A 26,683-nucleotide genomic window follows, 5' to 3' on the forward strand; every position below is an offset into this window, starting at 1 on the left:
GAGGGGAGGTGGATCAGACCACCTCGTCGAACTCGACCCTGGGGATGTCGATCCAGCTTTCCGGTTCGCCGGCGTCCTTGCGCCAGAAGATCACCGGCAGGTCGGCGTTCAGCACGCGGGCGATGGAGGCGCCGCGGGCCGTCATCAACTCCTTGTATTCCGCGGCCTCGACGATGCGCACGCCGTAGCCGGGGATGCGGTCGGCCTGGAGCACGGGGCCGAGCGCGTTCTTGAACTTGCGCAGGTCGTTGTCGGACCCGACCCGCTTGCGCAGCGGCTCCAGCGCCATCCAGAAGGCGTTGCCGTGGCCCAGATGGGCGCGGGCGATCTCGTAGAGCCGCTTCTCGATGGGTTTCAACGCGAAATAGTCCTCCGAATAGGTCAGCAGGTTGTTGCCCAGCGCCGCGCGCACCACCCAGTTCGACAGGACCAGCGTCAGGCCGCGCACCTGCCGCTCGCCGTCCTTCTTGCCGCGGCGATACAGCAGCTTGTAATCGGAAATCCAGGAGAAGGCGCCGCTTTCGCCCTCGCCTCCGGCCTCCAGGTTGGTCTTGATCTGCGTGCCCTGAAGCCGCTCCAGCGCCCCTTCGATCTTGTCGTAGGCGCTGCCCCCGGCGGTCTTGCCGACGATGCGCTGGAGGTCGCTGGTGGTGAAGTGCAGCTTTCCCACCTCCGGCCCCATCTTGCCCTCCGCCATCTTCTCGCGCAGCAGCGAGACGGCGTAGATCAGCACCGACTTGTCCCAGATCGTCGCAACGCCGACGTCGCGGGGGGCGCGCACCTCGATCTTCACCTTGCCGTCGTCGTAGGTGGGAAGGCTTTCCACCTTGTCCTTGGACAGGCCGAACAGCGAATAGGCCATCAGCGCCCGGTCGTTGTTCACGTCGCCGCGCAGCGGCGAATCCAGCCGCAGCGCGAGCTGGACCGGCCGGTCCAGCAGTTCGGCGTTTTCCGTTTCGGTCTTGTGGTCGTCCATGCACCCAGTCTCCCCGGCCCCGCCGGTGGGCGGTTACGGTCATGATTCCCGATACGCCCCGCATGTTCCACGGCGCAGGCGCAAACGTCGCCATTCTGCCGAAAGATTCCTCATCGCCCGGAAACGACGCTGTGACCGTGCGAACGAATGTCGCCGTTCTGCCAGTTCCCCCGGACGCTGTGCCCCGCTGGGGCTCGTCCCTGCCGAAAGCGTCCGCGTTCTGACGGTCCGGCCTCCCCACAGGCCGGGGAAGGACGCTGAAAGGCTTGGATTCCCTGACTCTTTCCGGACTCCGCAGGGTCCGGAGGCGTCTTGGGAGGGAGCACATTGGCAGAACGGCGACACTCGGTCGCGCGAGTCGGAGTCCGATTCCCGGCCGATTCCCGGAGTCACCGATGGGCCACAGCCCAGATTATTCGGCAGAACGGCGACATCGGGCGGACTCCGACGCTCCGGCGCCCGGAGCCGTGCGCAGGAATCTTTCGGCAGAACGGCGACGTTTTCAGCCCGGTTTCTCGGCAGAACGGCGACACCCGGACACCGCCCGACGCCGTCACGAAGGCCTCAAAGCCTTGATTCCGCTGACTCCAGCGCCCCGCCGGACCGCAACCGGAGCGATTCCGACGCACGCATTTGAATCGTGGACAGCCTGTCGGGGCCACGACAACATCTTGCGCAACGGGCCCCACGAAGCCCGAACCGATAGCTTTTGGGCGTCGGTTTTCAGGAGTGGGGTTTTGAGAGTTGGTTTTCTGAACAGCCGCGGAACGCCGAAGGAGGCGACGATGACGTAGCGGAGGACGCGACCTCCGGAAACACAAAGGGCACAGGTTTGGCGACCTGTGCCCTCGTGTACACCGAAGTGTCGAAAACCGATGGAAGACCGGGAGAACCGGACCCACGCATCAGCGGTTTGGCGACTTCATGATGCCAGGGTGATTCCGGAAAACCAAGTGGAATCGCGGATTCCGCTGACGCTCCCGCTTTGTCTTCCACCGGGATCGAAGCGCTGGATCATGGGAAGACGATGACCCCGTACACGACCTTGTACCGGCGATGGATCGGTGCGCCCGGTGTCGGCGCCGCGGAAATCGCGGTGCTCTCCGGTCTTTACGCGCGTGCGGATGCGGCCGGCGTGTGCACCGGTCTGGTCCAGGACGAACTGGCCGCCGAACTGGGCAAGAGCCGTCCGTGGCTGTCCGCCGTGCTGACGAAATTGCAGGCCCCGGACCTGTCCCTGGTGGAAGCCCGCCGTGAACGCGGCTTCCGCGGGATGGTCTATGCCCTGGTGGGAGCGCAGGACACCGACTCTTCCGGTCGGCCCGCCGACGCCACCGGTCAGCCGGCTGACGGACTCCTAAGGACTGGGAATCCTGAATCTCAAAACTCCTCCTCCTTCCGGGCGGGGGGATCGGTCGGCAAATCGGATGGAAGACCGGAGGGCAAGGGCCGGGACGCTCTGGCCGAAGACTGGCAGCCGGACGCCGCCGATCTGGCCTGGGCCGCCGAAACCCGGCCGGAGGTCGATCCCGCCGCGGTGACCCGCAAGTTCGTGGCCTGGTGCCGCAAGGCCAACGCCCGCAACGGCTACAGCCCGGCCGATCCGTCCGGCGCCTGGCGCAAATGGGTGGCCCGCGAACTGGTCGCCCCCGCCGCAGCGCCAGACAAGGACATGCCCACCGGGGACATGTCCGCCGGGGACACGCCCGCAAGCACCGTCGTCCCCTTCGGCACCGCTTTCCACCGCCCCTCCAACCGGAGCGACCAGTATGACCGACAGCCTTCCGAGCCTTTCCGCCAGCGCCGCACCGCAGACGCCGGACATGGCGTGGCTGCCCGCAACGCCGGTGTCCTCTCTGCCCTGCGCGATCGCCTCGCTCGCCCGTCTTGAGCGCGCCGACCTGCGCTTCGAGATCGCGGACCGCACGCCGGAGGAGATCGGGGCGCTGGCCCACCGTGTGGAGGCCGCCCTCGAGAACGCCTGCCCGGCCATCGGGGTGGAGAATGTGCTGACCGGCATCGAGAAGCTGGCCGCCCGCTTCGGCCTGGAGCTTCCGGACGCCGACGTGCTGGAGGCCGACATCCTCGACATGGCCGGCTGGTCCGCCGAGGAGTGGATCGCCGGCTTCCGCGGCGTCTGGTCCTCCTTCCGGTCCGGCTACCGGCGCTTTCCCACGGTCGGCGACTTCCGCGCCGCCGCCGGTCAGGCATCGGTGGACGGTGGAACGGCGGCCCTGCGCCGGCTGGCCATGGCCCTTCGCCAGGAACAGCAGATCCGCGCCCGCGAGATCGCCTTCCGCCGCCGCCAGAAGGAGAAGGAGGCGGAAACCGCCCGCCGTCAGCAGGCGATGGCCGTCGCGGCCCCGATGCCGGTCCCGGCGCTTCCAGCCCCCGTTTCCGCCCGTCCGGAGGGACCGCAAGGGGAGACGGTGGCCGCGCAGCCCCTTCCCCAGACTTCGCATGCGGCCGCAGGCCCGTCGGTTGCGGTGCCGAAGTTCTTCCAAAATAGCCGGACCACAAAAGACTTTCATACCACAGTATGCAATGACGGGCGCCCGGCACTTTCCAGTAAGAGTCCACACCTGAAAAGTGCATACCCAGAAACGAAGCGTTCCAAAGATCGCTCAAGGGGCAGAGGCACCGGCGCCATGGCGCGGCAGGGCGTTCAATATTCCGATAGGTTAGTGTCTTTATAAACAGCTTCATCCGAACGGCCAAGATTCCAGTAGCGAACCACGAAAGGGGGGCGCAAGATACGACAGTCCGTTGGTGCCCCGAACTTTTGGGATCGCCCATCCATGCCGTCCATAAAGGTATTCCGTCAGCGACCGATGACTCTGCGCGGGTACCTCTTGAGGCTTGTGCTCGTGACTCTGGTGCCGATGCTTCTGCTCGGCGGGATGCTCATCGGCTGGCTGGTGCAGCAGCAGCGCGAAGCGGTCGAAGACAACATGTACGACACGGCGGAGGCGCTGGCCCTGATCGTGGACCGGGAACTGGCCGCGACCATCGACTCGCTGCGGGCGCTGTCCCGCGCGGAGGCGCTGGCCGTCGACGATCCCGCCGCCTTCCACCAGCGGGCGACGCAGGCGCTGTCCCAGCATCCCTATTGGACCGGCATCGTGCTGACCGATCCGTCGGGGCGCGGGATCGCCGATACGGCAACCCCTCCTGGCGCCCCCGTTCCGGCCGGGACCCAGCTCGACACCCTGCGACGGGTGATCGCGACCCGCCAGCCGGCGGTGTCCGATCTGATGGCCGCGACGGCGGGCGACCGTCCGACGATCGCCGTCATGGTGCCGGTGCTGCGCGACGGCACCCTCCGCTACGTCCTGTCGGCGGTGATCGACCCGCAGACCTGGAGCAACCTCCTGGAGGGGTTCGAGACCCGGTCCGGCCTGATCGCCGCGATCATCGACGGCCAGAACCGGATCGCCGCGCGCTCGCGCGAGCATGCGGAGTTTCTGGGGCGGACGGTTCCGGACTGGTTCCTGGAAGCGCGCGGCGCGGCGGTGACCGGCAATTACCGCGGAGCCACGCTGGACGGGGTGGAGATCATCGGTGCCTTCCACCGCGCGCAGCTTGCCGGATGGACGCTGGTTGCCGCGACGCCGGCCGAGGCCGTTCTGAATCCCCTGCACCGCACGGTCGTGCTGGCGCTGGGGTTGGGTCTGCTTCTGCTGGGCGTTTCGGCGGCGTCGGCGGCGGTGTTCGCCCGGCGGCTCGCCCACCCCGTCCGCGAACTGGCCGCTCACGGCGGCAGCCTGATGGAAGGGCGGCCCATCCGCTACGACGGCGGCGTGTCCGTGAGCGAGTTCGACGAACTGCACCGGGTCATGGCCGAGGCTAGCACCGCTCTCGTCGGGGCCAGCGAAACCGCCGCTCAGGCGGAGGCGCGCTACCGCGCCATCGTGGACACGGCGGTGGACGCCATCCTGGTCATCGACCGGGCCGGCGTCCTGCACAGTTTCAACCGCGCAGCGGAGCGCATCTTCGGCTACGCCGTGGAGGAGGTGATGGGCCGCAACGTCAGCATGCTGATGCCTGAACCGGACCGCGGCGCCCACGACGGTTATCTGAAGCGCTACCACCGTACCGGGGAACGGCGGATCATCGGCATCGGGCGCGAGGTGTCGGGCCGGCGCAAGGACGGGTCGGTGTTCCCGCTGGAGTTGTCGGTTGCCGAATGGAAGGCGGACGGCGAAACGCGCTTCACCGGCATCGTGCGCGACATCACCGCCCGCAAGACGGCGGAGGAGGCGCTGCTCGCCGCCAAGGACGCGGCGGAGGAGGCGATGGAGCGCGCCCTGCGCGCCGCGGACGAGGCCCGGCGGGAGAAGACCCGCGCTGAAAAGGCGGAGCGGGCGAAGACCCAGTTCCTGGCGGCGGCCAGCCATGACCTGCGCCAGCCCGTGCAGTCGCTCTATTTCTTCGCGCAGGTGCTGGACGACAAGCTGCGCGGCAATTCCGGGCACGAACTGGTCGCCAGCATGGGGCATTCGCTGGACGCGCTGAAGCTCCTTCTGGACAGCCTGCTGGACGTGTCGCGGCTCGACGCCGGAGCGGTGGTGCCCAGCGTGACGGAATGCGCGGTCGGCCCGCTGCTCGACCGGCTGGCGGCGGAGTACGGGCCGCGTGCGGAAGGGCAGGGGCTGCGCCTTCGCGTCGTGCCGACCTCCTTGTGGGCGCGCACCGACCCGATGCTTCTGGAACGCATCCTGCGCAACCTGATCGAGAACGCGCTGCGCTACACCGAGCGGGGCGGCGTCGTGGTCGGCTGCCGGCGCGGCAACGGCGCTCTGCGGATCGAGGTGGCCGACAACGGGGTCGGGGTGCCGGAGGAGTTGCAGCAGACCGTCTTCGAGGAGTTCTTCCAGATCGGCAACCCCGAGCGCGACCGGACCAAGGGGCTGGGTCTCGGGCTTGCCATCGTGAAGCGGCTGGCCGGGCTGCTCGGCCACACGATCGCCCTGCGGTCGCGGCCCGGACGGGGCAGCGTCTTCTCGGTCGAGCTTCCCTCGGTGCGCGCCCGCGCGATCCTGCGCCGCAACGGGGCCGACCGGGCCAACGACGACGGGCAGGGGCTGGTGGTGGTCATCGACGACGAGGCCATCGTGCTTCTCAGCCTGCGCACCCTTTTGGAACAGTGGGGTTACGAGGTGGTGGCCGCCGTGTCGGGGGAGGAGGCGGTGGACCTGCTGCACGGGCTTGGCCGCCTGCCGGACCTGATCATCGCCGACTACCGCCTGCGCGAGGGGCGGACGGGGGTGGAGGCGATCCGCGACATCCACGGCGTCTGCGGCGTGCGCGTTCCCGCCGTGGTTCTGACCGGCGACACGGCGCCCGAACGCATCACCGAAATCCGCGGCGCCGGCTTCCGCCTCGTCCACAAGCCGATCACCCCGCACATCCTGCGCGAACTGCTGAGGCCCGCGGCCTGACCAAGAGCAGCCAGACGATGAAGGGCCGGTTTTTGACCCTGGCCGCCGACCGGCCGGGTCTTTAGCGTCTCCGCCTCCTTGGGGAAGAGGGAGACGGGAGATGAACTGGAGCAAGGGCCTGTGGCGGGGCTGGCTTGCCGCCGCCCTGCTGTGGGTGGCCGCGGTCGGCGCCTTCGCCGCGAACGACCTGCAAGGCCGGCACCCCTTTGCGGGTCTTTACGCCTTTTCCGAAGCGAAGGACGGTTTCCTGCCGCAGCACTACGCCGCCGACGAGGCGGTGGTGGTGGACGGCGTGAGGCGCGGCGTCGTCGCGCGGACCGACTTCGCCGACGGCACCACGCTGGCCGCGCCCCCGGACCTCGGCGAGGAGCGCCTGCGCCGGATCGCCGACCGTTTCTGGGCGGAGCGCTGGCAGCGCCGGGCGGAGGCGCTGTGGCCCTGGGCTGCGCGCGCCGCGGTGCCGCCGCTGCTTCTTCTTCTGTCCGGCGCCTTCGTCCTGTGGATCGCCCGCGGCTTCCGCCCGGTGGCGGCCCCTGTGGAGACGGTGGCGGCGGAGAGGAGGGCGGCGGAGAGGGTGGAGGAGGAGAAGGGAGAGGACGGCGCGCCGAAGGCCGCCTTCAACACGCGCTCCGCCGGCGGGCTGCCCCCTTTCATCCGCTCGTTGGGGCCTGACCCCAAACGGCGCCGCGTCCTGGGAGCGGGCCGGTAAAGGAAACCGACGGCGTTCGGCTTGCGGAAGGCGCAAAGGAACAGGGGCCCCGGCTTCGGGTTGATGCTGGCGCGGGGCACGGATGGTGCCGACGGGCCGGATCAAGAGGAGATGTGGGTGCCGGAGCCGACCAACACCGAAAAGATCGTTACCGGGATTCCGGAATTCGACATGATCCTGCGGGGCGGTCTGCCGCGCGGGCGGCTTCATCTTCTGGAAGGCGCGCCGGGAACCGGCAAGACGACCATCGCCCTTCAATTCCTGCTGAAGGGCCTGGAGGACGGCAAGCGCGGTCTCTACGTCACTCTTTCGGAAACCGAGACGGAACTCCGGGCCTCGGCCAGCAGCCACGGCTGGTCGCTGGACGACATCGGCATCTTCGAACTCGTCCCGCTGGAAGCGCAGCTCGACCGCCAGCAGAGCGTGCTTTATCCGTCCGAGGTGGAATTGGGCGAGACCATCCGCCTCATCACCGACCGGATCAAGGCCGAAAACCCCGACCTCGTGGTGATCGACTCCCTGTCGGAACTGCGGCTGCTCGCCCAGGACCAGCTTCGCTACCGGCGGCAGATCCTGGCGCTGAAGCAGTTCCTTCAGGGGCGCCACTGCACCACGCTGGCGCTGGACGATCTGACCAGCCAGACCGGCTCCATGGAACTGCACAGCCTGATGCACGGCGTGGTCAGCCTGGAGCAGATCGAACGGTCCTACGGCGCGGCGCGGCGGCGTCTGCGGATCGCCAAGATGCGCGGCACAGAATACCAGAGCGGCTGGCACGATTTCGCCATCACGCCGGGCAATGTGCTGATCTTCCCGAGCCTGATCGCGGACGAGCACAAGGCGGAGTTCGAGCCGACCGTCGTGTCGAGCAACCTGGACGGGCTGGACAAGCTGATGGGCGGCGGGCTGACCCGCGGCACGACGACGATGCTCGTCGGCCCCTCGGGCGTCGGCAAGTCGTCCATCGCTCTTCAATATGTCACGGCGGCGGTGCGCCGCGGCGAACACGCGGCCTATTTCTCCTTCGACGAGTCCTTCGAGACCCTGGCGCTGCGCAGCACCGCGCTCGGCATCGACATCGAGGAGGCGGTCCGCAGGGGCGAGCTGGGCTGGGAACGCGCCAATCCGTCGCGCCTGTCGCCGGGCCAGTTCGTCTGGCAGGTCCGCCGTCAGGTGGAGGACCAGAAGGCCCGCGTCGTGGTGATCGACAGCCTGAACTCGTACCTCAGCACCATGCCGGAGGAGAAGGCGCTCATCCTCCAGATGCACGAACTCCTCACCTATCTGAACAACCAGGGGGTCGTGACCATCCTGATCCTCGCCCAGCAGGGCATCGTCGGCGACATCCAGAATCCGGTGGACCTGTCCTTCATGAGCGACACGGTGGTGCTGCTGCGCTTCTTCGAGGCGGCGGGGGAGGTGCGGAAGGCGATCTCGGTGGTCAAGAAGCGCACCGGCGTCCATGAGCTGTCGATCCGCGAATTCCGTCTGTTCCCCGAGGGCATGCAGATCGGCCCGCAGCTCATGGAATTCCGCGGCGTGCTCACCGGCATCCCCAGCTATGACGGCTCCGCGGACCCGCTGTTGCGCGGGCAGAGCGAGACGGGCTGACCGCAGGCCATGGACGCCCCGATCCTCGTCCTCGCCCCGCATGGCCGCGATGCGGAGGTCATCCGTCTCGTGCTGGACGAGGTCGGGCTGGCCACCCGGGTCTGCGCCGACCTGCCGGCCGTGTGCGACGGGCTGACGAAGGAAATCACGGCGTTGATCCTGTCCGAAGGCGCCCTGGGTGCCGGGATGGAGGAACTGATCGCTTGCCTGGAGGCGCAGCCGCCCTGGTCGGACCTTCCCATTCTCGTGCTCACGGCGCGCGGCAGCCGTTCGGCCACCAAGGCGCGGTGGGCGCAGTTCCAGCGGCTCGGCAACGTCACGCTGCTGGACCCGCCCCTGCACGCCGAAGCCCTGCAGAGCGCGGCGCGGTCCGCGACCCGGACGCGCCTGCGCCAATACCGCACCCGAACGCTTCTGGCCGACATCGAGCGGGCCAACGACGAACTGGAGCGCCGGGTGACGGAGCGGACCGCCGCGCTGGAAAACGAAATGCTGGAGCGCCGAAAGGCCGAGGAAGCGTTGCAGCAGGCGCAGAAGATGGAAACGGTGGGCCAGCTCACGGGCGGGATCGCCCACGACTTCAACAATCTTCTGCAGGTCATGCTCGGCAACCTGCATTTGGTGCAAGGCAAGCTGCCGGACGACGACCCGCTGCTGCGCCATGTCGCCATGGCCATCACCGCCGGAGACCGCGCCGCCGCGCTCACCCGGCATCTTCTGGCCTTTGCCCGGCGCCAGCCGCTGTCCCCCCGGAGCCTGGACGTGAACGCGCTGGTCACCGCCATGAGCGGCCTGCTTCAGCGGTCCGTCGGCGAGTCGATCCAGGTGGAGACGGTGCTGGCTCCCGGTCTCTGGCGGACATGGGCGGATGCCAATCAGGTCGAAAGCGCTCTTCTCAATCTGGCCATCAACGCCCGCGACGCCATGCCCGACGGCGGGCACATCCGCATCGAGACGTGCAACGCCGTTCTGGACGAGACCTTTTCCGACACGCAAGGGGACGCCCTTCCCGGCGGCTACGTCCTGCTCCGCATGACGGATACCGGCACCGGCATGTCTCCGGCCGTTCTGGAGCGGGCGTTCGAACCGTTCTTCACGACGAAGCCCATCGGTCAGGGCTCCGGGCTCGGGCTGAGCCAGATCTACGGCTTCGCGCGCCAATCGGGCGGACACGCGGCCATCCATTCGAAGCCCGGGCGCGGCACGACCGTCAGCCTGTATCTGCCGCGGCATGACGGTGCCGCCGATGCGGACAGGCCGGTCGCCGATCCGGAACCGGAGCCGCAGACTCCCATCCGGAGCAATGAAACCATCCTCGTGGTCGAGGACGAGGCTCTCGTGCTGATGCTGTGGGTCGAAGCGCTGGAAGGCCAGGGATACCGTGTTCTGCAGGCGGCGGACCCCCAAGCGGCGAGCCGGATACTGGAGTCCGACGCATCGATCGATCTTCTGGTCACCGATGTCGGATTGCCTGGAATGACCGGACGGGAGCTGGCGAGCCTCGCGCGCGGCCTTCGCCCGGGGTTGAAGGTGCTGTTCGTGACCGGTTACGCGCATTACGCCGCCCTTGAACCGGACAGTCTCGGACCCGGCACGCGGATGCTCGGCAAGCCGGTCGGGGTTGAAACCTTGCAGATCACGGTCCGCTCGCTGCTGGACGGCGACGAGGCCTGAGGCCATAGTCCCGGTTTCCGAAGCAGGGTCATCGCATTTGATTTCCCTCTCCCGCCCCGGGAGAGGGAAGGGACCCACGCGCCAGCGTGGGAAGGGTGAGGGTCGCACGAGAATCCGTCGCTGATCCTTGCCGGTACCCTCACCCGGCTCTCAGCGGATGCCAATGGCATCCGCCTGTCGCCGTCAGCGCTGGCTTCCAGCCAGCGCGAGAGGCCGCTGCGCGGCCACCCTCTCCCGGGACGGGAGAAGGACTCAGCACCAAATGCGATAGCCTTGGTTTCCGAAGGACGGCAACTCGACAAGCCCCCGGTCCATCGCCTACAACCGGTTGTCCGGCCTGGAGACGGAATTGGCATCGGCGGGTGAACGGGGCGACACTGGCGAGGTCTTCGGCCTTCTCCCCGGCGGGGGCGAGGGAAACCGCATGACGCTCCGCCGTTCCCTGTTCCGCTGGAGAGCCGCGCTGTCCACGGCTCTGGCCGTCGGGCTGCTGCTGATCCTGGTGCAGGCGCCGGTTCAGGCTGTCGCCACGCTGTCCGCGGGATTGGCGCAGGCGTTCTGGGCGTCGTCCATGTGCGGGCCGGACGGCGCCGGGGAACGGCTGCCCTCGGTACCCGGTCAGCCGGGGCACGATCTTGCGCACTGCCTGGATTGCCAGCTCGGCTGCGCGCCTCCGGCGGCGCTCACCCCGGCGGGTGTGGCCGTTCCTCCGCCGCGCTTTTTCGGGGCGCTGCGGTTGCCGCCGTGTCGGACCCGCCGGCTCCGCCGCCCGCGCGGTTTTCGCCCGAACGCCCGTGCGCCGCCGGTGACGCTTCCTGCCTTGTCCCTTTGATCTCCAGATCCACCGAATTTTTCGCAGGACTACGTCATCATGAAGAAGCACACCCTGGCGCTCGCCGCTCTGATCGCCCTGACCGCCGGCACCGCCCTGGCCCACGATCACAAGGCCGGGCCGATCAACATCGAACATCCCTGGGCGCGCGCCACGGCGCCCTCGGCGCGGAACGGCGCGGCCTATATGGTCCTGAACGCCCACGGCGCGGACAGCGACCGTCTGCTGTCGGCCAGCACGCCCGTCGCCGACAAGGCGGAACTGCACACCCACCTGATGGACAACGGCGTCATGAAGATGCGTCAGGTCGACGCCATCGAGGTGGCTCCGGGCTCGCCCACGGCGCTCCAGCCCGGCGGCCTGCACGTCATGCTGCTCGGCCTGAAGCAGCCGTTGGCCCAGGGGAAGGCGTTCCCGCTGACCCTGACCTTCGAGAAGGCCGGCCCGGTCACCGTGCAGGTGGACGTGCAGGGCGCCGGTTCCGCCGCCCCGTCCCACAACGGCGCGGGCGGGCCGCAGCCGGGCGGCACGCAGCACAAGCACTGACGGGTGTCCGCCGCGCCGGACCCGCCCACGGGCCGGCGCGGCGGCAACCGCAGGTCCGCACTGATATACCAGTATCGCATTTGACCGGTTGCCGTTCATGGGCCAGGGTTGCGGGGCGCCGCAGGAAGGCTCACAGGAAGGACAGCCCCGCCCATGATCGCCGCCTCATGACCGTCACCGACAAGGCCCTGTCCGCAGCCTCATCCGGGCGGGCCGGCATCGCATGGATGCTGCTGACCACACTGCTGTTCGTCACGCAGGACGCGACGCTGCGTGTTCTGGTCCAGACCTATCCCTTCGCGGAGGTCGCCTGGGCGCGATTCGCGGTGCATCTGGGCATCGCCTTCGTGGTGGTGGCGGCGCGCTCGCCCAGCCACCTGATCGCCAAGCGTCCGGGGGTTCAAATCCTCCGCTCCGCCCTGCTGGCGGTGCTGACGCTGCTGGTGGCGGTGTCCTACAAGACGCTGCCCTTCGTGGATGTGGCGGCCATCGCCAACGTGGCGCCGGTTCTGGTCACCGTCCTGTCCGTCCCGCTCCTGAAGGAGACGGTGGGCTGGCGGCGCGGGCTGGGGGTGCTGGGCTGCTTCGCCGGGGCGATGATCATCATCGGTCCGGCCAGCATCGTCTTCCAATGGGCGATCCTGCTGCCGCTGGGTGCGGCGCTGTGCAACGCGCTCTACCAGATCGTCACCCGGCTGCTGCGCGGCGGCGATTCCACCCTGACGACCTTCTTCTACACCAGCATGGCGGGGACGGTGCTCTGCGGGCTGCTTCTGCCCTTCGGCTGGGTGACGCCCGACCTGACGGGGGCGGCGCTGATGATCCTGCTGGGCGTGCTGGGAGCGTGCAGCCACTTCTGCCTGATCCGCGCCTACACGGTGGCGGACGCCGCGACGGTGGCGCCCTTCGGCTACACGACGCTGATCTGGGCGGTGCTCTACGGCCTGCTGGTCTTCGGCGAGTCGCCCAGCGCCTCTACCCTTGCGGGCGGTCTGGTGATCGTCGCCAGCGGCATCTACATCTTCCACCGCGAGCAGGTTCGGGCGCGCGAGGCGGCGGCGAAGGGGGCCTGAGCGGCCCCCGCCTTTCTAATCCAGAGGCACGTACACAGGACGTTCAGGTACCCGAAATAACACGGGCCGTACGCGCCGAACTGTAACATGCTCCGCGTACCGTACGCCTGCCGGTGAGGGCCGGCGTTTCATCACCACAGGCCGCCACAGCAACGAGAACAGCAATGAACGGACTGCCCAAGCAGACGTGGCGCAGCCGCGTTGCCGAACTGTTGAACGACCCAGTGGTCCAGGCCGTGCTGCGCCGGGACCGTCTGACCCGCGAGCAGGTTCTGGCACAGCTCACCCCCATCGCCGAACACCTGCGCCGCAACACTCCCCCCGACCGACCCGCAAGGCGGATTCAGCGCGAAGCCGTCTGAACCCCGAACGGAAAAAGGCCGCCCGGTGGAACGGGCGGCCTTTCTCTTGTCAGCCGAATGGATCAGCCGGCGATCTCGAACTTGATCCCCTGGGCCAGCGGCAGGGCGCGGGAATAGTTCACCGTGGCCGTCTGGCGGCGCATGTAGGCCTTCCAGGCGTCGGACCCGGACTCGCGCCCGCCGCCCGTCTCCTTCTCGCCGCCGAAGGCGCCGCCGATTTCAGCACCCGACGGGCCGATGTTGACGTTGGCGATGCCGCAGTCGCTGCCGGACGCCGACAGGAAGGTCTCCGCCTCGCGGATGTCGGTGGTGAAGATGCAGGAGGACAGGCCCTGCGGCACCGCGTTCTGAAGCGCGATGGCCTCCTCCAGCGTCTCGTAGGTCAGGACGTAGAGGATCGGGGCGAAGGTCTCGTGCCGCACGATGTCGGTCTGGCCCGGCATCTCCACGATGGCCGGCTGCACGTACCAGGCATCGGGGTACTGCTCGGCCAGCGCGCGGGCGCCGCCGGTCACGATGCCGCCATCGGCCTTGGCCTGCTCCAGCGCGCGCTGCATGCCCTCATAGGCTCCCTTGTCGTTCAGCGGGCCGACCAGAACGCCGGACTCCAGCGGGTTGCCGATGGGAACGGAGGCGTAGGCGGCCTTGAGGCGCGGCAGCAGCGTGTCGCGCACGTCCTTGTGGACGATCAGGCGGCGCAGCGTGGTGCAGCGCTGGCCGCAGGTGCCCACCGCGGCGAAGACGATGGCGCGCACCGCCATGTCGAGGTCGGCGGACGGCGCGACGATCATCGCGTTGTTGCCGCCCAGCTCCAGGATCGGGCGGGCGAAGCGCTCCGCCACCTTCAGCGCGACCTCGCGGCCCATGCGGGTGGAGCCGGTGGCCGAGACGATGGGGACCAGCGGGCTGGCGACCAGCGCCTCGCCCACGTCGCGCCCGCCGTTGACGACCTGCAGCAAGTCCGCCGGAGCGTCGCCGAAGCGGGCCACCGCGCGCTCGAAGATGCGCTGGCAGGCGAGTGCCGTCAGCGGGGTCTTCTCCGACGGCTTCCAGATCACCGGGTCGCCGCAGACCAGCGCCAGGGCGGCGTTCCAGGCCCACACCGCGACCGGGAAGTTGAAGGCGGAGATCACCGCGCAGGGGCCCATCGGGTGCCAGGTCTCGCGCATCGCGTGGCCCGGACGCTCCGACGCGATGGTCAGGCCGTAGAGCTGGCGGGACAGGCCGACCGCGAAGTCGCAGATGTCGATCATCTCCTGGACCTCGCCCAGGCCCTCCTGGAAGATCTTGCCCATCTCCAGCGTGACGAGACGGCCCAGATCCTCCTTGGCGTCGCGCAGCTCCTCGCCCAGCAGGCGGACCAGCTCGCCGCGGCGCGGGGCCGGGACGACGCGCCACGCCTCGAAGGCGCGCTGGGCGCGGGCGGCCACCTCCGGGATTTCCGACGCCGGGGTGACCGGCGCCACGCCCAGCGGCGCGCCGTCGATGGGCGAACGGACGGACAGGCCGGACCCGTCGGCGGGAAGCTCAAGGCCGAGGCGGGAAAGAAGGTCGCGGTGCTGCATGGAGATAGTCCTCGGTGTGGATCAGCGCGGGCGCCCGGCGGCGCGGATGTCGGACAGGCTGCGGTTCGGCGTCAGGGCCTCGGGGTCGAGCTTGACGTGCAGGATGGCGGGCAGGCCGGAGGCGCGGGCGCGCTCGAAGGCCGGAGCGAACTCCTCCGTCCGCTCCACCGTCTCGCCATGGCCGCCATAGGCGCGGGCCAGCGCGGCGAAGTCGGGGTTCTTCAGGGCGGTGCCGGACACGCGGCCCGGATAGTCCCGCTCCTGGTGCATGCGGATGGTGCCGTACATGCCGTTGTCGATGACCAGAACGATGAGGTTGGCGCCCTCCTGCACGGCGGTGCCGAACTCCAGCCCGGTCATCTGGAAGCAGCCGTCCCCGGCGAAGCAGACCACGTCCCGCTCCGGATGCAGCAGCTTGGCCGCGACGGCGGCGGGCAGGCCGTAGCCCATGGAGCCGCAGACTGGCGCCGCCTGCGTGCCGTAGCGGCGGAAGCGCCAGAAGCGGTGAATCCAGGTGGCGTAGTTGCCGGCGCCGTTGGTCAGGATTGCGTCGTCGGGCAGGGTGTCGCGCAGCCAGGACATGACGGCGCCCATCTGGACGTCGCCGGGGATCGTGGCCGGCGGCTCGCTCCAGGCGGTGTAGGCGGCGTGCGCGGTCTCGGCCTGCCCGGCCCAGGCGGGGGAGGCCGGCGGCTCCAGCCCGGCCACCGCGTCGAGGAAGCCGCCCGGCGTGGCGTTGATGGCGAGGTCCGGGTGGTAGACGCGGCCCAGCTCCTCCGGCCCCGGATGGACGTGGATCAGCGTCTTGCCCGTCTCCGGGATACCCAGAAGCCCGTAGCTCTGCGACGGCACCTCGGAGAAGCGCCCGCCGAGCAGCAGGATCACGTCGGCGTCCTTCACCAGCGCCACCAGCTTCGGGTTGATGCCCAGACCGATGTCGCCCGCGTAGTTCGGGTGCGTGTGGTCGAACAGCATCTGGCGGCGGAAGGTGACCGCCACCGGAAGCGCGAAGCGCTCCGCGAAGCCGCGCAAGCCGGCCACCGCCTCCTCCGACCAGCGGGAGCCTCCGGCGATGACCAACGGGCGCTTCGCCCCGGCGAGCAGACGTCCGAATTCGACCACCTGGGCGGGGGTGGGAGCGCTGTCCACCGGCTGGGCCGGGCGGGCGGCGGTGACGTCCGCCGTCTCCACCAGCATGTCTTCCGGAAGCACCAGAACGACCGGGCCGGGGCGTCCGGCGAGCGCGGTGTGGAAGGCGCGGCTGACCATCTCCGGCACGCGGTCGGCACTGTCGATCTCCGCCACCCACTTGGCCATGCCGCCGAACATGAGCGTGTAGTCGACCTCCTGGAAGGCGTCGCGCCCGCGCATGCCGCGCTCGATCTGGCCGATGAACAGGATCATCGGGGTGGAGTCCTGCTGCGCCACATGCACGCCCGGCGCGGCGTTGGTGGCGCCGGGGCCGCGGGTGACGAAACAGATGCCCGGACGCCCGGTCAGCTTGCCCTCCGCCTCCGCCATCATGGCGGCGCCGCTCTCGTGACGGGCGTTGACGGTGCGGATCGGGGAATCGTGCAGCGCGTCCAGCACGGCGAGGTAGCTTTCGCCCGGCACGCAGAACACGCGCTCGACGCCCTGCGCCTCCAGCGCCTCGACGATCAACTGGCCTCCGGTCTTCATAGCGCGCTCGTTCCTCGGCTGGGCGTTCAAATCCTCCTCAATCTGGCGGCAGGCCCCGCCCCGCGCAACCGACTTTCTTTCCCCCGGTCATGAGCTATAGTCATGACCCATGGGTCTGCAACGCCGCCTTCTTCCTTCCATGAGCGCGCTCTCCGCCTTCGAGGCGGCGGCGCGGACCGGCAGCTTCACCGCCGCCGCGCAGGAGCTGGCGCTGACCCAGGGCGCCGTCAGCCGCCAGATCAAGGCGTTGGAGGACCAGCTCGGCGTCCCGCTGTTCCTGCGCCGCGACCAGCGCGTGACCCTGACCCCGGCGGGCGAATCCTACGCGGCGGAGGTGCGGGAGGCGCTGCATCGCGTCGGTGCGGCGACGCTGCGGGTCATGACCGCGCCGCAGGGGGGCGTGCTGAAGCTGGCGGTGCTGCCGACCTTCGGCACGCGCTGGCTGGTGCCGCGCCTGCCCGCCTTCCAAAGGGCGCACCCGCAGGTCATCATCCATTTCATGACGAAGATGGAGCCCTTCGACTTCCGGTCGGAGGATCTGGACGCCGCCATCCATTTCGGCGCCGCCGACTGGCCCGGCGCCGTCTGCGAACGGCTGATGGAGGAGGAGGTTCTGCCGCTCTGCGCCCCGTCCTTCCTGGCCGCCCACCCGATCCGCGCGGCGGCGGACCTCGTGGCGCTGCCGCTGCTGCACACCACCAGCCGCCCGGAGGCGTGGCGGGACTGGTTCGCCGCCCAGGGCATCGAGCGGCACGAAGGCGCCGGCATGTTCTTCGAGCAGTTCTCCACCACCGCGCAGGCGGCGATCACCGGGCTGGGGGTGGCGCTCCTGCCGACTCTGCTGGTGCAGGCGGAGTTGCAGGACGGGGCGCTGGTCCCGGCGCTGGACCGGCCCTACCGGAACCCGGATCGCGCCTATCACCTCGTCCACCCACCGTCGCGGGCGCATCACCCGCCGCTGGTGGCCTTCCGGGAGTGGTTGCTCACCGCTCGAACTTCGTCGCCATGATGATGGAGGAGGTCGTGCGCTCGATGCCGTCGATGGCGCCGATGCGGTCGATCAGAGCGTCCATCTCCTCCATGGTCCCCGTCCGCACCACGGCGATCAGATCGTGGGCGCCGCTGATGGCGTGGAGCGCCCGCACTTCCGGGATGCGCTTCAGAGCCTGGACCACGGCAGCGGTCAGCTTGGGCGACAGGTTGATGGAGACATGCGCGCGGATCATCCGGCGCGCCGTCTCGTCCGACAGCCGCACCGTGTAGCCGGCGATCACGCCGCGCTCCTCCAGCCGTTGGATGCGGCTCTGCACCGTGCTGCGCGACACGCGCAGGCGGCGGGCCAGCGCGGCGGTGGGCTCCCGCGCGTTGTCCTGAAGCGCGTCAAGGAGGTGCTGATCCAGTTCGTCCATCATTCCGCCGGTTCTTCCATCAATTCGCCGACCAATATCGGGCGATTCGGCACCCTGCACACTGCACATCGACAGCCCGCCCGGTCAAGATTGCGGCATAACGACGCGAACCGAAGAACGGGAGACGGGACGATGCGCGACATTCTTCTGATGGGCGGCGGCAAGATCGGCGAGACCATCGGCGACTTCCTGAAGGCCACGGGCGATTACCGGGTGACCGTCGCCGACCGCTCGGCGGAGGCGCTGGAGCGGTTGCCGACGCACCCGCGGATGGAAACGCGCGTGGTGGACGCCGCCAACCCCGCCGATCTGGCCGAGGCCATGCGGGGCAAGTTCGCGGTGCTGAGCGCGCTGCCCTATCACCTGACGGTCGGCGTGGCGGAGGCGGCGCGGGACGCCGGCACCCATTACCTCGATCTGACCGAGGACGTGGCGAGCACGCGGCGCGTCAAGGAACTGGCGGAGGACGCGCCCTGCGCCTTCATCCCGCAGTGCGGGCTGGCGCCGGGCTTCATCTCCATCGTCGCCAACGACGTGGCGTCGCGTTTCGACACGCTGGACACGGTGCGGATGCGCGTCGGCGCCCTGCCGAAATACCCGTCCAACGCCCTGAACTACAACCTGACCTGGAGCACCGAGGGCGTCATCAACGAGTATCTGGAGCCCTGCGAGGCCATCGTCGAAGGCCGCCTCGTCTCCGTCCCGCCGCTGGAGGAGCGCGAAGAGTTCTCCCTCGACGGCGTGCTGTACGAGGCGTTCAACACCTCGGGCGGGCTGGGCACGCTGTGCGAGACGCTGGCGGGGAAGGTGCGGACGCTCAACTACCGCTCCGTCCGCTATCCGGGGCACCGTGACCTGATGAAGGCGCTGCTGCACGACCTGCGGCTGGGCAGCCGGCGGGAGCTGCTGAAGGACATTCTGGAGCACTCGATCCCGGCGACCCTCCAGGACGTCGTGCTGATCTTCGTGACGGTGACCGGGACGAAGCGGGGGCGGCTGCTTCAGGAAACCTACGCCAACAAGATCTACGGGCGGGAGATCGGCGGCACCTTCTACAACGGCATCCAGATCACCACGGCGTCGGGCATGTGCGCCGTGCTGGACCTGTTGGCCGACGGCGCGCTGCCGCAGCGGGGCTTCGTGAAGCAGGAGGAGGTGCGCTACGCCGACTTCATCGCCAACCGCTTCGGGCGCAACTACGCGATGACCGACGCGGCCCCCCAGCAGGGATCGCAGCACGGGGCGGGGCGCGCCGCCTGAGCGGGCGCCCCTCCTTCCCCACCGGGCCGCGTCTCAGATCACCTCGCGGGCGCGGCCCTTGAAGACGGTGGCGGCAATCTTCAGAGCGTCGGGGGTGCCGCGGGCCAGCGCCTCGGTGAAGTGCAGGGCCTGCTTGACCTGCACCTTCGGCGGCATCGGCGGCTCGTTGGTGTCCACGAGGCAATCCACCACCACCGGTCCGGGATAGGCGAGGGCTGCGTCCAGCATGGCGCCGCAGTCCTTCGGGTCGGTGACGGTGAATCCCTTGCCGCCGCAGGCCTCCGCCACCTTGGCGAAGTCGATGGGCTGGAGGTCGCAGACATACTCGGGATTGCCGAGCATGGCGATCTGCTCCCACTTGATCTGGCCGAGCGAGTTGTTGTTGTTGATGATGACCTTGATCGGCAGCTTGTACTTCACCGCCGTGGCGAAATCGGCCATCAGCATGGAAAAGCCGCCGTCCCCGACATAGGCCACCACCTGCCGTCCGGGATGGGCGAGCTGCGCCGCGATGGCGTAGGGAACGCCCGGCGCCATGGTGGCGAGGTTGCCGGACAGGGAGTGCATCTGGCCGCGCCGGGCCGGAATCTGCCGCGCCCACCATGTGGCGATGGTGCCGCTGTCGCAGGCGACGATGGCCGTGTCGGACAGGCGCTTGCCCAGCTCCCACGCGACGACCTGCGGCTTCATGGGCAGGTCGGGGCGGGTGCCGCGCTCCTCCATCAGCCGCATCCACTCCGCCTTGCCCGCCTGCGCCGTCTGCAGGAAGGAGCGGTCCTCGTGCCGCCGCGCCCGCTCCGTCAGGATGTCCAGCGCCAAGCCGCAATCGCCGACCAGCCCGGCCTCCACCGGATAGCGCAGGCCGATGCGCGCCGCGTCGATGTCGATCTGGATGGCGCGGGCCTGCCCCGGCTTCGGGTAATATTCGATGTAGGGGAAAGTCGATCCGGCGATCAGCAGCGTGTCGCAGGTCTCCAGCGCCTCCTGCGAGGGGGCGGTGCCGAGCAGACCGACCTGGCCCGTCGTGAAGGGGCTGTCGTCCGGCACCGCGGCCTTGCCCAGCAGCGCCTTGACGATCACCGCCCCCAGCTTGTCCGCCAGCCGTTCGAGCTGGTCGGTCGCCTTCAGGGCGCCCTGCCCGGCCAGGATGACGATGCGCTTCCCGGCGTCGAGGATCTCCACGGCGCGGCGCGTCTGCGCTTCCGACGGGACGGGCAGTTGGGGGGCGAACAAGGCGGTGTTGTGGCCCTTCACGTTGCGCGGCGCCCGCATGTCGTCGCCGATGCCCTGCTCCTGCAGGTCCACGGGGATGGTGATGTGCGACACCCCGCGGTGGGCGAGCGCGGTTCGGCAGGCGAGGTTGGCGATGTTGCGCACATGGGCCGCTCCCATGATGCGCTGGTTGTAGAGCGCGACGTCCTGGAACACCTTGTCCAGTTCCACATCCTGTTGGGTGTAGGTGCCGACGAGGTCGTGGTATTGCAGCCCGGTGATCGCCAGCACCGGCTGGTGGTCCAGCTTGGCGTCGTAGAGGCCGTTCAGAAGATGCAGCCCGCCGGGGCCGGAGGTGGCGATGCACACGCCGAGCCGCCCCGTGAACTTGGCGTAGCCGCAGGCGGCGAAGGCAGCGGCCTCCTCGTGCCGGACCTGGATGAAGCGGATCTCGTCCTGACGGCGGCGCAACGCCTCGACGATGCCGTTGATGCCGTCGCCGGGCATGCCGAAGATCGTGTCCACACCCCAGTCCACCAGCACATCCACCAGGATGTCGGAAGCCGTGCTCGCCATTCGGGAGTCTCCGTCGCAAACGGTCGTGATGACGTTGTTCACCCCATCGGCAACCGGACGGAGCGGGGACGGTTCCCTTGGGTTGTTCCCCTTGGGTTGTTCCCCTTGGGCTGTTCCCCTGGGCCGGGAACCCTGCCTGACGGAAGGGGTTGAGAAGGGCGATGCCTGCCGGTTTCCGGCGTCGGTCATCGGACCGGCGTCATGAGCGGATTCATATTCGAGACATCGGCATAGGCACGACATCGGCACAGGGAGCGGAACATGCGCAATCTGATGATCGCGGCGTCGGCCGCGATGCTTCTCGCCGCCTGCTCGGGAATGTATGATGGCGGTGTGGATGGTGGAGGCAGGGCAGCGGGGAGCGGTGGTTCCGGCAGCAGCATCTCGGGCGGCGGCACGTCCGGCAGCCAGGGCGTGGACGAGCCGAACGTCTCTCCGAACGCCACCAGTTCCAGCCCCGGCCCCTACAGCGGGTCCGGGGTGAGCGAGCCGCAAAGCCGCTCGCAATCCTTTCCGAACCGTTCCGGTTCCGGGTGGTAACCCGCTTCTGACCGTCCATCCCGCGGAAATCCGGATGCAAGCGATTACGGGGGCTGGGCGTGCTGGCGCCGGAACCCGCGGCGGTCCGTGAGGTTCCTACCCTGCCGGACAGCCGGCTGGGTCCCGGGAACCGCAGGAGTGGTCCATGCTGAAGTGGGCGTTGATCTTTTTCGTGGTTTCGCTGGTGGCCGGCGCGCTCGGCTTCACCAACGTGTCGTCGGCCACCGCGGGCGTCGCGAAGATCCTGTTCGGAATCGCGCTGATCATCTTCCTGGTTTTTCTGGTTCTCGCCCTGCTGGCCGGCGAGATGATCTTTTAAATTCCTAGCGGGAGCGCAGGAGCGACAGCGCGCGGGCGAAGGCCTGATCGTTGGCCGCGTTCGGGATGCCGCTGGAAGGGGAGGCGGACGCGCCATCGTCCCCGGCGGGGTCCGCGATGGTCTCGTCGGGCTGGATGCCCGTCTGGTGGATCGACTGGCCGGACGGCGTGTAGTAGCGCGCCGTGGTCAGCTTCAGCGCGCCGCTGTCGAAGGGGATGACGCTCTGGATGATCCCCTTGCCGAAGGTCGTCGTGCCGATCACCGTGGCGCGCCGGTGGTCCTTCAGCGCTCCGGTCAGGATCTCCGCGGCGGAGGCGGAGCGCTTGTTGACCAGCACCACCAGCGGCAGGCCGTCGGTCTCATCGCCGGGTGTGGCGGTGTAGGTCTTGTCCGCCCCGCGTCCGGGACCGCGGGCGGTCAGGATCGTCCCCTTTTCGAGAAAGGAATCGGCGACGCGGACGCTGGCCTGCACCAGCCCGCCGGGGTTGTCGCGCAGGTCGATGACGAAGCCGCCGATGCCCGGCCCGATGCGGTCCCGCAGCGAGCGGATGGCCGCGCTGACTCCGGTGTGGGTCTGGCGGTCGAAGCGGGCGATGCGGATGTAGCCCACCGTCCCGACGGCGGCCAGCCGGACCGAGGGGATGCGCAGCTTGCCGCGGACCACGCTGACCTCGAAGGGGTCCGGACTCCCGTCGCGCAGGACGGTCAGGGACACCGCCGCCCCTTCCGGCCCGCTCAGCATCTGCTTGACGGTCGCCAGTTCCGCCCCGCCCACCGGTTGCTGGTCCACCGCCAGGATCACGTCGCCGGAGCGCAGCCCGGCGGCCTCGGCGGGGGAGTCGGGAACCGTCTCGACGATGCGGACGCGGGTGCCGTGGGCGTCGTAGCGGATGCCCAGCCCGGCGAAGGCGCCGTCGTTCGACGCCTGCAACTGCCGGTATTCGCCGTCGTCGAGATAGGCGGAGTAGCGGTCCCGCCCGGCCATGGCCCTGATGGCGATGTCCACCAGTTCGCGGTCGGTCAGCGGTTCGACATACTGGCCGCGGATGGTGCGCAAGGCCCGCAGGAAGCGGTCGACCTCCTCCGCCTCCGTCGTGTGGGCGGGGGAGTCGCCCGCTTGCGCGCTCCGCCCGGCGGTAACGCCGGCCGGAATCGCGAGGAAGGCGCAAAGGGCGGCGGCGGTGACGAGGCGCAGCTTCACGGCGGCAATCTCTCGGGATCGGAGCGGCGATGCCCGAGAGATTAGCGGGAAATTGGTTTATGCTCGGTTAACCATAACCGGAGCGTGTCCGTCCTTACGCCTGATCCGCTCTCAGGCCTGATCCAGGGTGATTCCCTCGATCAGGTCGCCCACGTCGTCGCAGCGGTCGGTGACGGCTTCCAGAAGTTCGTAGACCTCGCGGCGGCCCAGGAAGTCGATCATCTCCGGACGCTCCGCGATGAGGGATTTCATGGCGTCGCGCAGGATCTCGTCGGCCTCGTCCTCCAGGTCGGAGATCTGGCCGCAGATGTGCAGGATGCGGTCGGCGTTGACGGTGATGCGGGTCAGCAGCGGCATGACCTCCGCCAGAAGGACCGCCTGCTGGCGGCCGATCGCCGCCATGCGCATCATCCGGTCGTCGAAGGTCTCGATGCCGTAGAGCGCGGCGAGGCGCGGCACCTCGTCCATCAGGTCGATGCAGTCGTCCAGCGCGTTGATGAGGGCCTGGATTTCCGACCGGTCGAAGGGGGTGATGAAGGTGCGGTGCAGCCCGCGCCCGGCGTCCTTGGCGACGCGGTCGGCGTCCTTCTCGATCCGCTTCAGGACGGCGGTGCGCTCGGCGCGCTCTTCCGGCCCGGCCTGCATGACGGCTTCCAGGGCGGTGGAGGCGTCGACGATGTGGCGGGCCTGTTCGATGAATTGCTCAATGACCCGCTCTTCCTTCGGCATCATGGAGCGGATGGCGCGCAGCAGCAGCATGGAAGCGGTTCTCTCGGTCGGTTCTGCCGCTTCCTCTTAACGCCGCGCGTCATGAATTTGCAGCAAAAACGTCATACGGGCGGGGCAGGGCAGGCAGGCCGGAGACAAAACGCCCCAGCCTGCCGTGTCCTATGCCTCATTCATACCGGCGGCTCTTGATCCTGACAGGTCAGGATCAAGAGCTTCGGCGGCATGGGCCGCCGCCGCGCCGGTCGGCGCGGATACCAGCGGTCATCTTCAATGACCGCTGGTATTACACCATGCCCGAGCGGGTGAAGGGCAGGTGGTGCAGGCGCTTGCCGCTGGCCGCGAAGACCGCGTTGGCGACCGCCGGGGCGGCGGTCGGCACGCCGGGTTCGCCGACGCCGGTCGGACGGGCGGTGGAGGGGAGGATGTGCACCTCCACCGGCGGCATCTCCGAATTGCGGAGCGGCTGGTAGCCGTCGAAGTTGCTCTGGTCCACCAGCCCGCCGGTCAGCGTGATCTCGTCGCGCAGCGCGTGGCCGATGGCCCAGCCGGTGCCGCCGGAGATCTGCGCCTCGATGATGTTCGGGTTCACGACCTGCCCGCAATCCACGGCGCACACCACGCGGTCGATGGTCACCCGGCCCTGGTCGTCCACGGTCACCTCCGCGACATGGGCGACGAAGCTGCTGAAGCTTTCATGCACCGCGACGCCGCGCCCCTTGCCCTTGGGCAGCGGCTGGCCCCAGCCGGCCTTCTCCGCCGCCAGTTTCAGCACGCCCTGGAGGCGCGGGTGGTCCTTCAGCATCTCCAGCCGGAAGGCCACCGGGTCCTTGCCCGCCGCCGCGGCCAGCTCGTCGATCATCACCTCCTTGGCGTAGGCGGTGTGGGTGTGGCCGACCGAGCGCCACCACAGGGTGGTGACCGGCGACTTCGGCGAATGCAGATCGACATGCAGGTTCGGCACGGCGTAGGCCATGTCCGACGCGCCCTCGACGGAGGTCGCGTCCACGCCGTTCTTGACCATGAAGGCTTCGAACAGGGTGCCGCTCATGAAGCTCTGCCCGACGATGCGCTGCTGCCACGCCACCAGCTTGCCCCCGGCGTCCAGCCCGGCCTTCACCTTGTGCAGGAACAGCGGGCGGTAGCGGCCGCCGCGGATGTCGTCCTCGCGCGTCCAGACCAGATGAACCGGCGCCTTCCCGCCGTAGGCCTTGGCAATGGCCACCGCTTCCGCGATGTAGTCGGCGTCCGGCGTGGCGCGCCGCCCGAAGCTGCCGCCCGCCCAGACGGTGTTGATGGTCACCTGCTCCGGCTTGCAGCCCAGAATGGCGGCGGCGACCTTCTGCTCCACCCCTTGGAACTGGGAGCCGGCCCAGATCGTGCAGCCGCCGTCCGGGGTCAGTTCGACCGTCGCGTTCAGCGGCTCCATCGGCGCGTGGGCGAGGTAGGGGAAGACGAACTCCGCCTCCACCACCTTGGCGGCGCCGGCGAGCGCCTTCGCCGCGTCGCCGGTATCGGTGGCAAGGTTGCCCGGCTGCTCGGCCAGCTTGCGGTAGTCGGCGAGCATCTCGTCGGTGCCGCGCATCTCCGCCTTGGCGTCGTCCCACTCCACCGTCAGGGCTTCGCGGCCCTTCATGGCGGCCCAGGTGTTCCTGGCGACGACCGCGACGCCCATCGGCAGGGTCAGCACCTCCAGGACGCCGGGCACCTGCTTCGCGGCGGTGGCGTCCACCGACTTCACCGTGCCGCCGAAGCGGGGAGAGCGGGCCAGAACCGCCGTCACCTGACCAGGGCGGCGGATGTCCATGGAGAAGATGGCCGTGCCGTCGGTCTTGGACGCATGGTCCAGCCGGTGCAGCGACGGATTGCCGATCAGCGTGTAGTCCTTGGGGTCCTTCAGCGCGACGTTCTGCGGGACGGGCAGCTTGGCCGCGTCCTCCGCCAGCTCGCCGAAGCGGGCGCTGCGGTTGGAGGCGGCGTGACGGACGACGCCCTTTTCCACCGTGACGGACGAGGCCGGGACCGACCAGCGCGCCGCGGCGGTGGCGACCAGCATCGCGCGGGCGGCGGCGCCGGCCATGCGCAGCTCGTCCCAACTGTTGGCGACGGCGGTGGAGCCGCCGGTGCCCTGGATGCCGAAGAAGTGGTTGGCGTAGAGCGTGCCGTCCGCCGGGGCGAAGGCGCCGCGCATCTGCGCCCAGTCGGCGTCAAGCTCCTCCGCGACGATGGTGGTCAGGCCGGTCATGATGCCCTGGCCCTTGTCCAGATGCTTGACCAGCACGGTGACCGTGTCGTCGGCGGCGATGCGGATGAAGGCCTGCGGGCGCGGGTCCGCCGGGCCGACGATCTTGGGAGCGGCGGTCTCGGCGGCGAAGCTGCTGCGGGGCAGCATGGCGCCCAGCACCAGGGCGCCGCCGGCCCCCTTCAGGAATCCGCGGCGCGAGGGCGCGGCGACGTCCGCCGCCGCCTGCTTGATGAGCTGGTTCAGCATGGCTCAGGCCCCCATCGCCTTGGCGGCGTACTTGATGGCCGCGCGGATGCGCGGGTAGGTGGCGCAGCGGCAGACGTTGCCGTCCATCGCCGCGTCGATGTCGTCGTCCGTGGGGTTGCGGTTGTCGGTCAGCAGCGCCACGGCGCTCATGATCTGGCCGGACTGGCAGTAGCCGCACTGCACCACGTCCAGCTTCCGCCAAGCGGCCTGAACGGCCTGGGCGACCGTGCCGGACACGCCTTCGATGGTGGTGATCTTCGTGCCCACCGCGGAGTCCGCCGGGGTCTGGCAGGCGCGCACCGGCGTTCCGTCCATATGGACGGTGCAGGCGCCGCACTGGGCGATGCCGCAGCCGAACTTCGTGCCGGTCAGGTTCAGCTCGTCCCGCAGGACCCACAGAAGCGGCATGTCGCCGGGCACATCCACGTCCCGGTCCTGTCCGTTGATGTTCAAGCGAATCATCGGATGATCCCTGTCTCT

22 protein-coding genes are annotated in these 26,683 nt (G+C 69.1%); 13 read left to right on the forward strand and 9 right to left on the reverse strand.

Annotated elements, in window-relative coordinates:
* Nucleotides 1-13 precede the first annotated feature (13 nt).
* Nucleotides 14-976 carry a replication initiator protein A gene (locus DS843_RS18050; protein ID WP_149470252.1) on the reverse strand — a complete coding sequence of 321 codons (963 nt, stop codon included), beginning with the start codon at nt 974-976 and terminating at the stop codon, nt 14-16.
* A 1,769-nt stretch (nt 977-2,745) separates the two neighbouring features.
* On the opposite strand from DS843_RS18050, the gene DS843_RS31800 reads away from it, so the two are divergent.
* The 9 genes from DS843_RS31800 to DS843_RS18100 all read left to right on the forward strand — a co-directional run bounded on the left by DS843_RS31800 (nt 2,746) and on the right by DS843_RS18100 (nt 13,224).
* Nucleotides 2,746-3,672 (forward strand): hypothetical protein, encoded by a 927-nt coding sequence (locus DS843_RS31800; protein WP_475849233.1) that lies wholly within the window; start codon nt 2,746-2,748, stop codon nt 3,670-3,672.
* A gap of 165 nt (nt 3,673-3,837) precedes the next feature.
* Complete coding sequence (locus DS843_RS18065; RefSeq protein WP_286192178.1) at nt 3,838-6,417, forward strand: PAS domain S-box protein; 2,580 nt, start codon at nt 3,838-3,840, stop codon at nt 6,415-6,417.
* A gap of 100 nt (nt 6,418-6,517) precedes the next feature.
* A complete protein-coding gene (locus DS843_RS18070; protein ID WP_149470256.1) occupies nt 6,518-7,126 on the forward strand; it encodes a hypothetical protein in 609 nt (202 codons plus the stop codon).
* A gap of 117 nt (nt 7,127-7,243) precedes the next feature.
* Nucleotides 7,244-8,737 carry an ATPase domain-containing protein gene (locus DS843_RS18075; RefSeq protein WP_149470257.1) on the forward strand — a complete coding sequence of 498 codons (1,494 nt, stop codon included), beginning with the start codon at nt 7,244-7,246 and terminating at the stop codon, nt 8,735-8,737.
* Nucleotides 8,738-8,746: 9 nt separating this feature from the next.
* Nucleotides 8,747-10,411, forward strand: a complete 1,665-nt coding sequence (locus DS843_RS18080) for an ATP-binding protein (protein ID WP_149470258.1) — start codon at nt 8,747-8,749, stop codon at nt 10,409-10,411.
* Between the two features lie 424 nt (nt 10,412-10,835).
* A complete protein-coding gene (locus DS843_RS18085) occupies nt 10,836-11,243 on the forward strand; it encodes a DUF2946 family protein (RefSeq protein WP_286192167.1) in 408 nt (135 codons plus the stop codon).
* A 39-nt stretch (nt 11,244-11,282) separates the two neighbouring features.
* Entirely contained in the window at nt 11,283-11,789 is a 507-nt protein-coding gene (locus tag DS843_RS18090) for a copper chaperone PCu(A)C (RefSeq protein ID WP_149470260.1), read from the forward strand.
* A gap of 167 nt (nt 11,790-11,956) precedes the next feature.
* Nucleotides 11,957-12,862 (forward strand): DMT family transporter, encoded by a 906-nt coding sequence (locus DS843_RS18095; protein WP_149470261.1) that lies wholly within the window; start codon nt 11,957-11,959, stop codon nt 12,860-12,862.
* A 164-nt stretch (nt 12,863-13,026) separates the two neighbouring features.
* The gene (locus DS843_RS18100) at nt 13,027-13,224 is read left to right on the forward strand and encodes a hypothetical protein (protein WP_149470262.1); all 198 of its coding nucleotides are present in this window, start codon (nt 13,027-13,029) and stop codon (nt 13,222-13,224) included.
* Between the two features lie 62 nt (nt 13,225-13,286).
* Here DS843_RS18100 and amaB read toward each other — a convergent pair whose 3' ends face one another.
* Nucleotides 13,287-14,789 carry an L-piperidine-6-carboxylate dehydrogenase gene (gene amaB / locus DS843_RS18105; protein ID WP_149470263.1) on the reverse strand — a complete coding sequence of 501 codons (1,503 nt, stop codon included), beginning with the start codon at nt 14,787-14,789 and terminating at the stop codon, nt 13,287-13,289.
* 21 nt (nt 14,790-14,810) lie between these two features.
* Nucleotides 14,811-16,469 carry a thiamine pyrophosphate-binding protein gene (locus DS843_RS18110; RefSeq protein ID WP_149470264.1) on the reverse strand — a complete coding sequence of 553 codons (1,659 nt, stop codon included), beginning with the start codon at nt 16,467-16,469 and terminating at the stop codon, nt 14,811-14,813.
* 109 nt (nt 16,470-16,578) lie between these two features.
* Between DS843_RS18110 and gcvA the strand changes: the two genes are divergently transcribed.
* Nucleotides 16,579-17,478, forward strand: coding sequence for a transcriptional regulator GcvA (gcvA, locus tag DS843_RS18115; RefSeq protein WP_149470265.1), 900 nt, complete (start codon nt 16,579-16,581; stop codon nt 17,476-17,478).
* Here the strand turns inward: gcvA and DS843_RS18120 are convergent.
* Complete coding sequence (locus DS843_RS18120) at nt 17,453-17,881, reverse strand: Lrp/AsnC family transcriptional regulator (protein WP_040138311.1); 429 nt, start codon at nt 17,879-17,881, stop codon at nt 17,453-17,455. The two genes, gcvA and DS843_RS18120, sit on opposite strands and share 26 nt — an antisense overlap.
* A 129-nt stretch (nt 17,882-18,010) precedes the next feature.
* Here DS843_RS18120 and DS843_RS18125 point away from each other — a divergent pair, with 129 nt between their 5' ends.
* Nucleotides 18,011-19,138 carry a saccharopine dehydrogenase family protein gene (locus DS843_RS18125; RefSeq protein ID WP_149470266.1) on the forward strand — a complete coding sequence of 376 codons (1,128 nt, stop codon included), beginning with the start codon at nt 18,011-18,013 and terminating at the stop codon, nt 19,136-19,138.
* A gap of 33 nt (nt 19,139-19,171) precedes the next feature.
* Here DS843_RS18125 and DS843_RS18130 read toward each other — a convergent pair whose 3' ends face one another.
* Nucleotides 19,172-20,926: a thiamine pyrophosphate-dependent enzyme gene (locus tag DS843_RS18130; RefSeq protein WP_149470267.1), complete on the reverse strand. Its 1,755-nt coding sequence runs from the start codon at nt 20,924-20,926 to the stop codon at nt 19,172-19,174.
* 261 nt (nt 20,927-21,187) lie between these two features.
* Here DS843_RS18130 and DS843_RS18135 point away from each other — a divergent pair, with 261 nt between their 5' ends.
* Both DS843_RS18135 and DS843_RS18140 read left to right on the forward strand, forming a co-directional pair.
* Nucleotides 21,188-21,466, forward strand: coding sequence for a hypothetical protein (locus DS843_RS18135; RefSeq protein ID WP_149470268.1), 279 nt, complete (start codon nt 21,188-21,190; stop codon nt 21,464-21,466).
* 145 nt (nt 21,467-21,611) lie between these two features.
* Nucleotides 21,612-21,785, forward strand: a complete 174-nt coding sequence (locus DS843_RS18140) for a DUF1328 domain-containing protein (RefSeq protein WP_149470269.1) — start codon at nt 21,612-21,614, stop codon at nt 21,783-21,785.
* 4 nt (nt 21,786-21,789) lie between these two features.
* On the opposite strand, the gene DS843_RS18145 is transcribed toward DS843_RS18140, so the two are convergent.
* The 4 genes from DS843_RS18145 to DS843_RS18160 all read right to left on the reverse strand — a co-directional run bounded on the left by DS843_RS18145 (nt 21,790) and on the right by DS843_RS18160 (nt 26,665).
* The gene (locus tag DS843_RS18145) at nt 21,790-22,986 is read right to left on the reverse strand and encodes a S41 family peptidase (protein WP_149470270.1); all 1,197 of its coding nucleotides are present in this window, start codon (nt 22,984-22,986) and stop codon (nt 21,790-21,792) included.
* 111 nt (nt 22,987-23,097) lie between these two features.
* The gene (locus DS843_RS18150) at nt 23,098-23,745 is read right to left on the reverse strand and encodes a DUF47 domain-containing protein (protein ID WP_149470271.1); all 648 of its coding nucleotides are present in this window, start codon (nt 23,743-23,745) and stop codon (nt 23,098-23,100) included.
* A gap of 253 nt (nt 23,746-23,998) precedes the next feature.
* Nucleotides 23,999-26,203 (reverse strand): xanthine dehydrogenase family protein molybdopterin-binding subunit, encoded by a 2,205-nt coding sequence (locus tag DS843_RS18155; RefSeq protein ID WP_149470272.1) that lies wholly within the window; start codon nt 26,201-26,203, stop codon nt 23,999-24,001.
* A 3-nt stretch (nt 26,204-26,206) separates the two neighbouring features.
* Nucleotides 26,207-26,665 carry a (2Fe-2S)-binding protein gene (locus DS843_RS18160; RefSeq protein ID WP_149470273.1) on the reverse strand — a complete coding sequence of 153 codons (459 nt, stop codon included), beginning with the start codon at nt 26,663-26,665 and terminating at the stop codon, nt 26,207-26,209.
* Between the last annotated feature and the right edge of the window lie 18 nt (nt 26,666-26,683).

It is taken from the genome of Roseomonas genomospecies 6 (assembly GCF_008365375.1).
Lineage (GTDB): Bacteria > Pseudomonadota > Alphaproteobacteria > Azospirillales > Azospirillaceae > Azospirillum.

Bases quoted from the DNA above. Each gene is read 5' to 3' on its own strand.
- DS843_RS18070 (WP_149470256.1), top strand. From the start codon at position 6,518: ATGAACTGGAGCAAGGGCCTGTGGCGGGGCTGGCTTGCCGCCGCCCTG.
- DS843_RS18085 (WP_286192167.1), top strand. From the start codon at position 10,836: ATGACGCTCCGCCGTTCCCTGTTCCGCTGGAGAGCCGCGCTGTCCACG.
- DS843_RS18155 (WP_149470272.1), bottom strand. From the start codon at position 26,203: ATGCTGAACCAGCTCATCAAGCAGGCGGCGGCGGACGTCGCCGCGCCC.
- DS843_RS18135 (WP_149470268.1), top strand. From the start codon at position 21,188: ATGCGCAATCTGATGATCGCGGCGTCGGCCGCGATGCTTCTCGCCGCC.
- amaB (WP_149470263.1), bottom strand. From the start codon at position 14,789: ATGCAGCACCGCGACCTTCTTTCCCGCCTCGGCCTTGAGCTTCCCGCC.
- DS843_RS18100 (WP_149470262.1), top strand. From the start codon at position 13,027: ATGAACGGACTGCCCAAGCAGACGTGGCGCAGCCGCGTTGCCGAACTG.
- DS843_RS18080 (WP_149470258.1), top strand. From the start codon at position 8,747: ATGGACGCCCCGATCCTCGTCCTCGCCCCGCATGGCCGCGATGCGGAG.
- DS843_RS18095 (WP_149470261.1), top strand. From the start codon at position 11,957: ATGACCGTCACCGACAAGGCCCTGTCCGCAGCCTCATCCGGGCGGGCC.
- DS843_RS18150 (WP_149470271.1), bottom strand. From the start codon at position 23,745: ATGCTGCTGCTGCGCGCCATCCGCTCCATGATGCCGAAGGAAGAGCGG.
- DS843_RS18050 (WP_149470252.1), bottom strand. From the start codon at position 976: ATGGACGACCACAAGACCGAAACGGAAAACGCCGAACTGCTGGACCGG.
- gcvA (WP_149470265.1), top strand. From the start codon at position 16,579: ATGGGTCTGCAACGCCGCCTTCTTCCTTCCATGAGCGCGCTCTCCGCC.
- DS843_RS18090 (WP_149470260.1), top strand. From the start codon at position 11,283: ATGAAGAAGCACACCCTGGCGCTCGCCGCTCTGATCGCCCTGACCGCC.
- DS843_RS31800 (WP_475849233.1), top strand. From the start codon at position 2,746: ATGACCGACAGCCTTCCGAGCCTTTCCGCCAGCGCCGCACCGCAGACG.
- DS843_RS18160 (WP_149470273.1), bottom strand. From the start codon at position 26,665: ATGATTCGCTTGAACATCAACGGACAGGACCGGGACGTGGATGTGCCC.
- DS843_RS18110 (WP_149470264.1), bottom strand. From the start codon at position 16,469: ATGAAGACCGGAGGCCAGTTGATCGTCGAGGCGCTGGAGGCGCAGGGC.
- DS843_RS18140 (WP_149470269.1), top strand. From the start codon at position 21,612: ATGCTGAAGTGGGCGTTGATCTTTTTCGTGGTTTCGCTGGTGGCCGGC.
- DS843_RS18120 (WP_040138311.1), bottom strand. From the start codon at position 17,881: ATGATGGACGAACTGGATCAGCACCTCCTTGACGCGCTTCAGGACAAC.
- DS843_RS18125 (WP_149470266.1), top strand. From the start codon at position 18,011: ATGCGCGACATTCTTCTGATGGGCGGCGGCAAGATCGGCGAGACCATC.
- DS843_RS18130 (WP_149470267.1), bottom strand. From the start codon at position 20,926: ATGGCGAGCACGGCTTCCGACATCCTGGTGGATGTGCTGGTGGACTGG.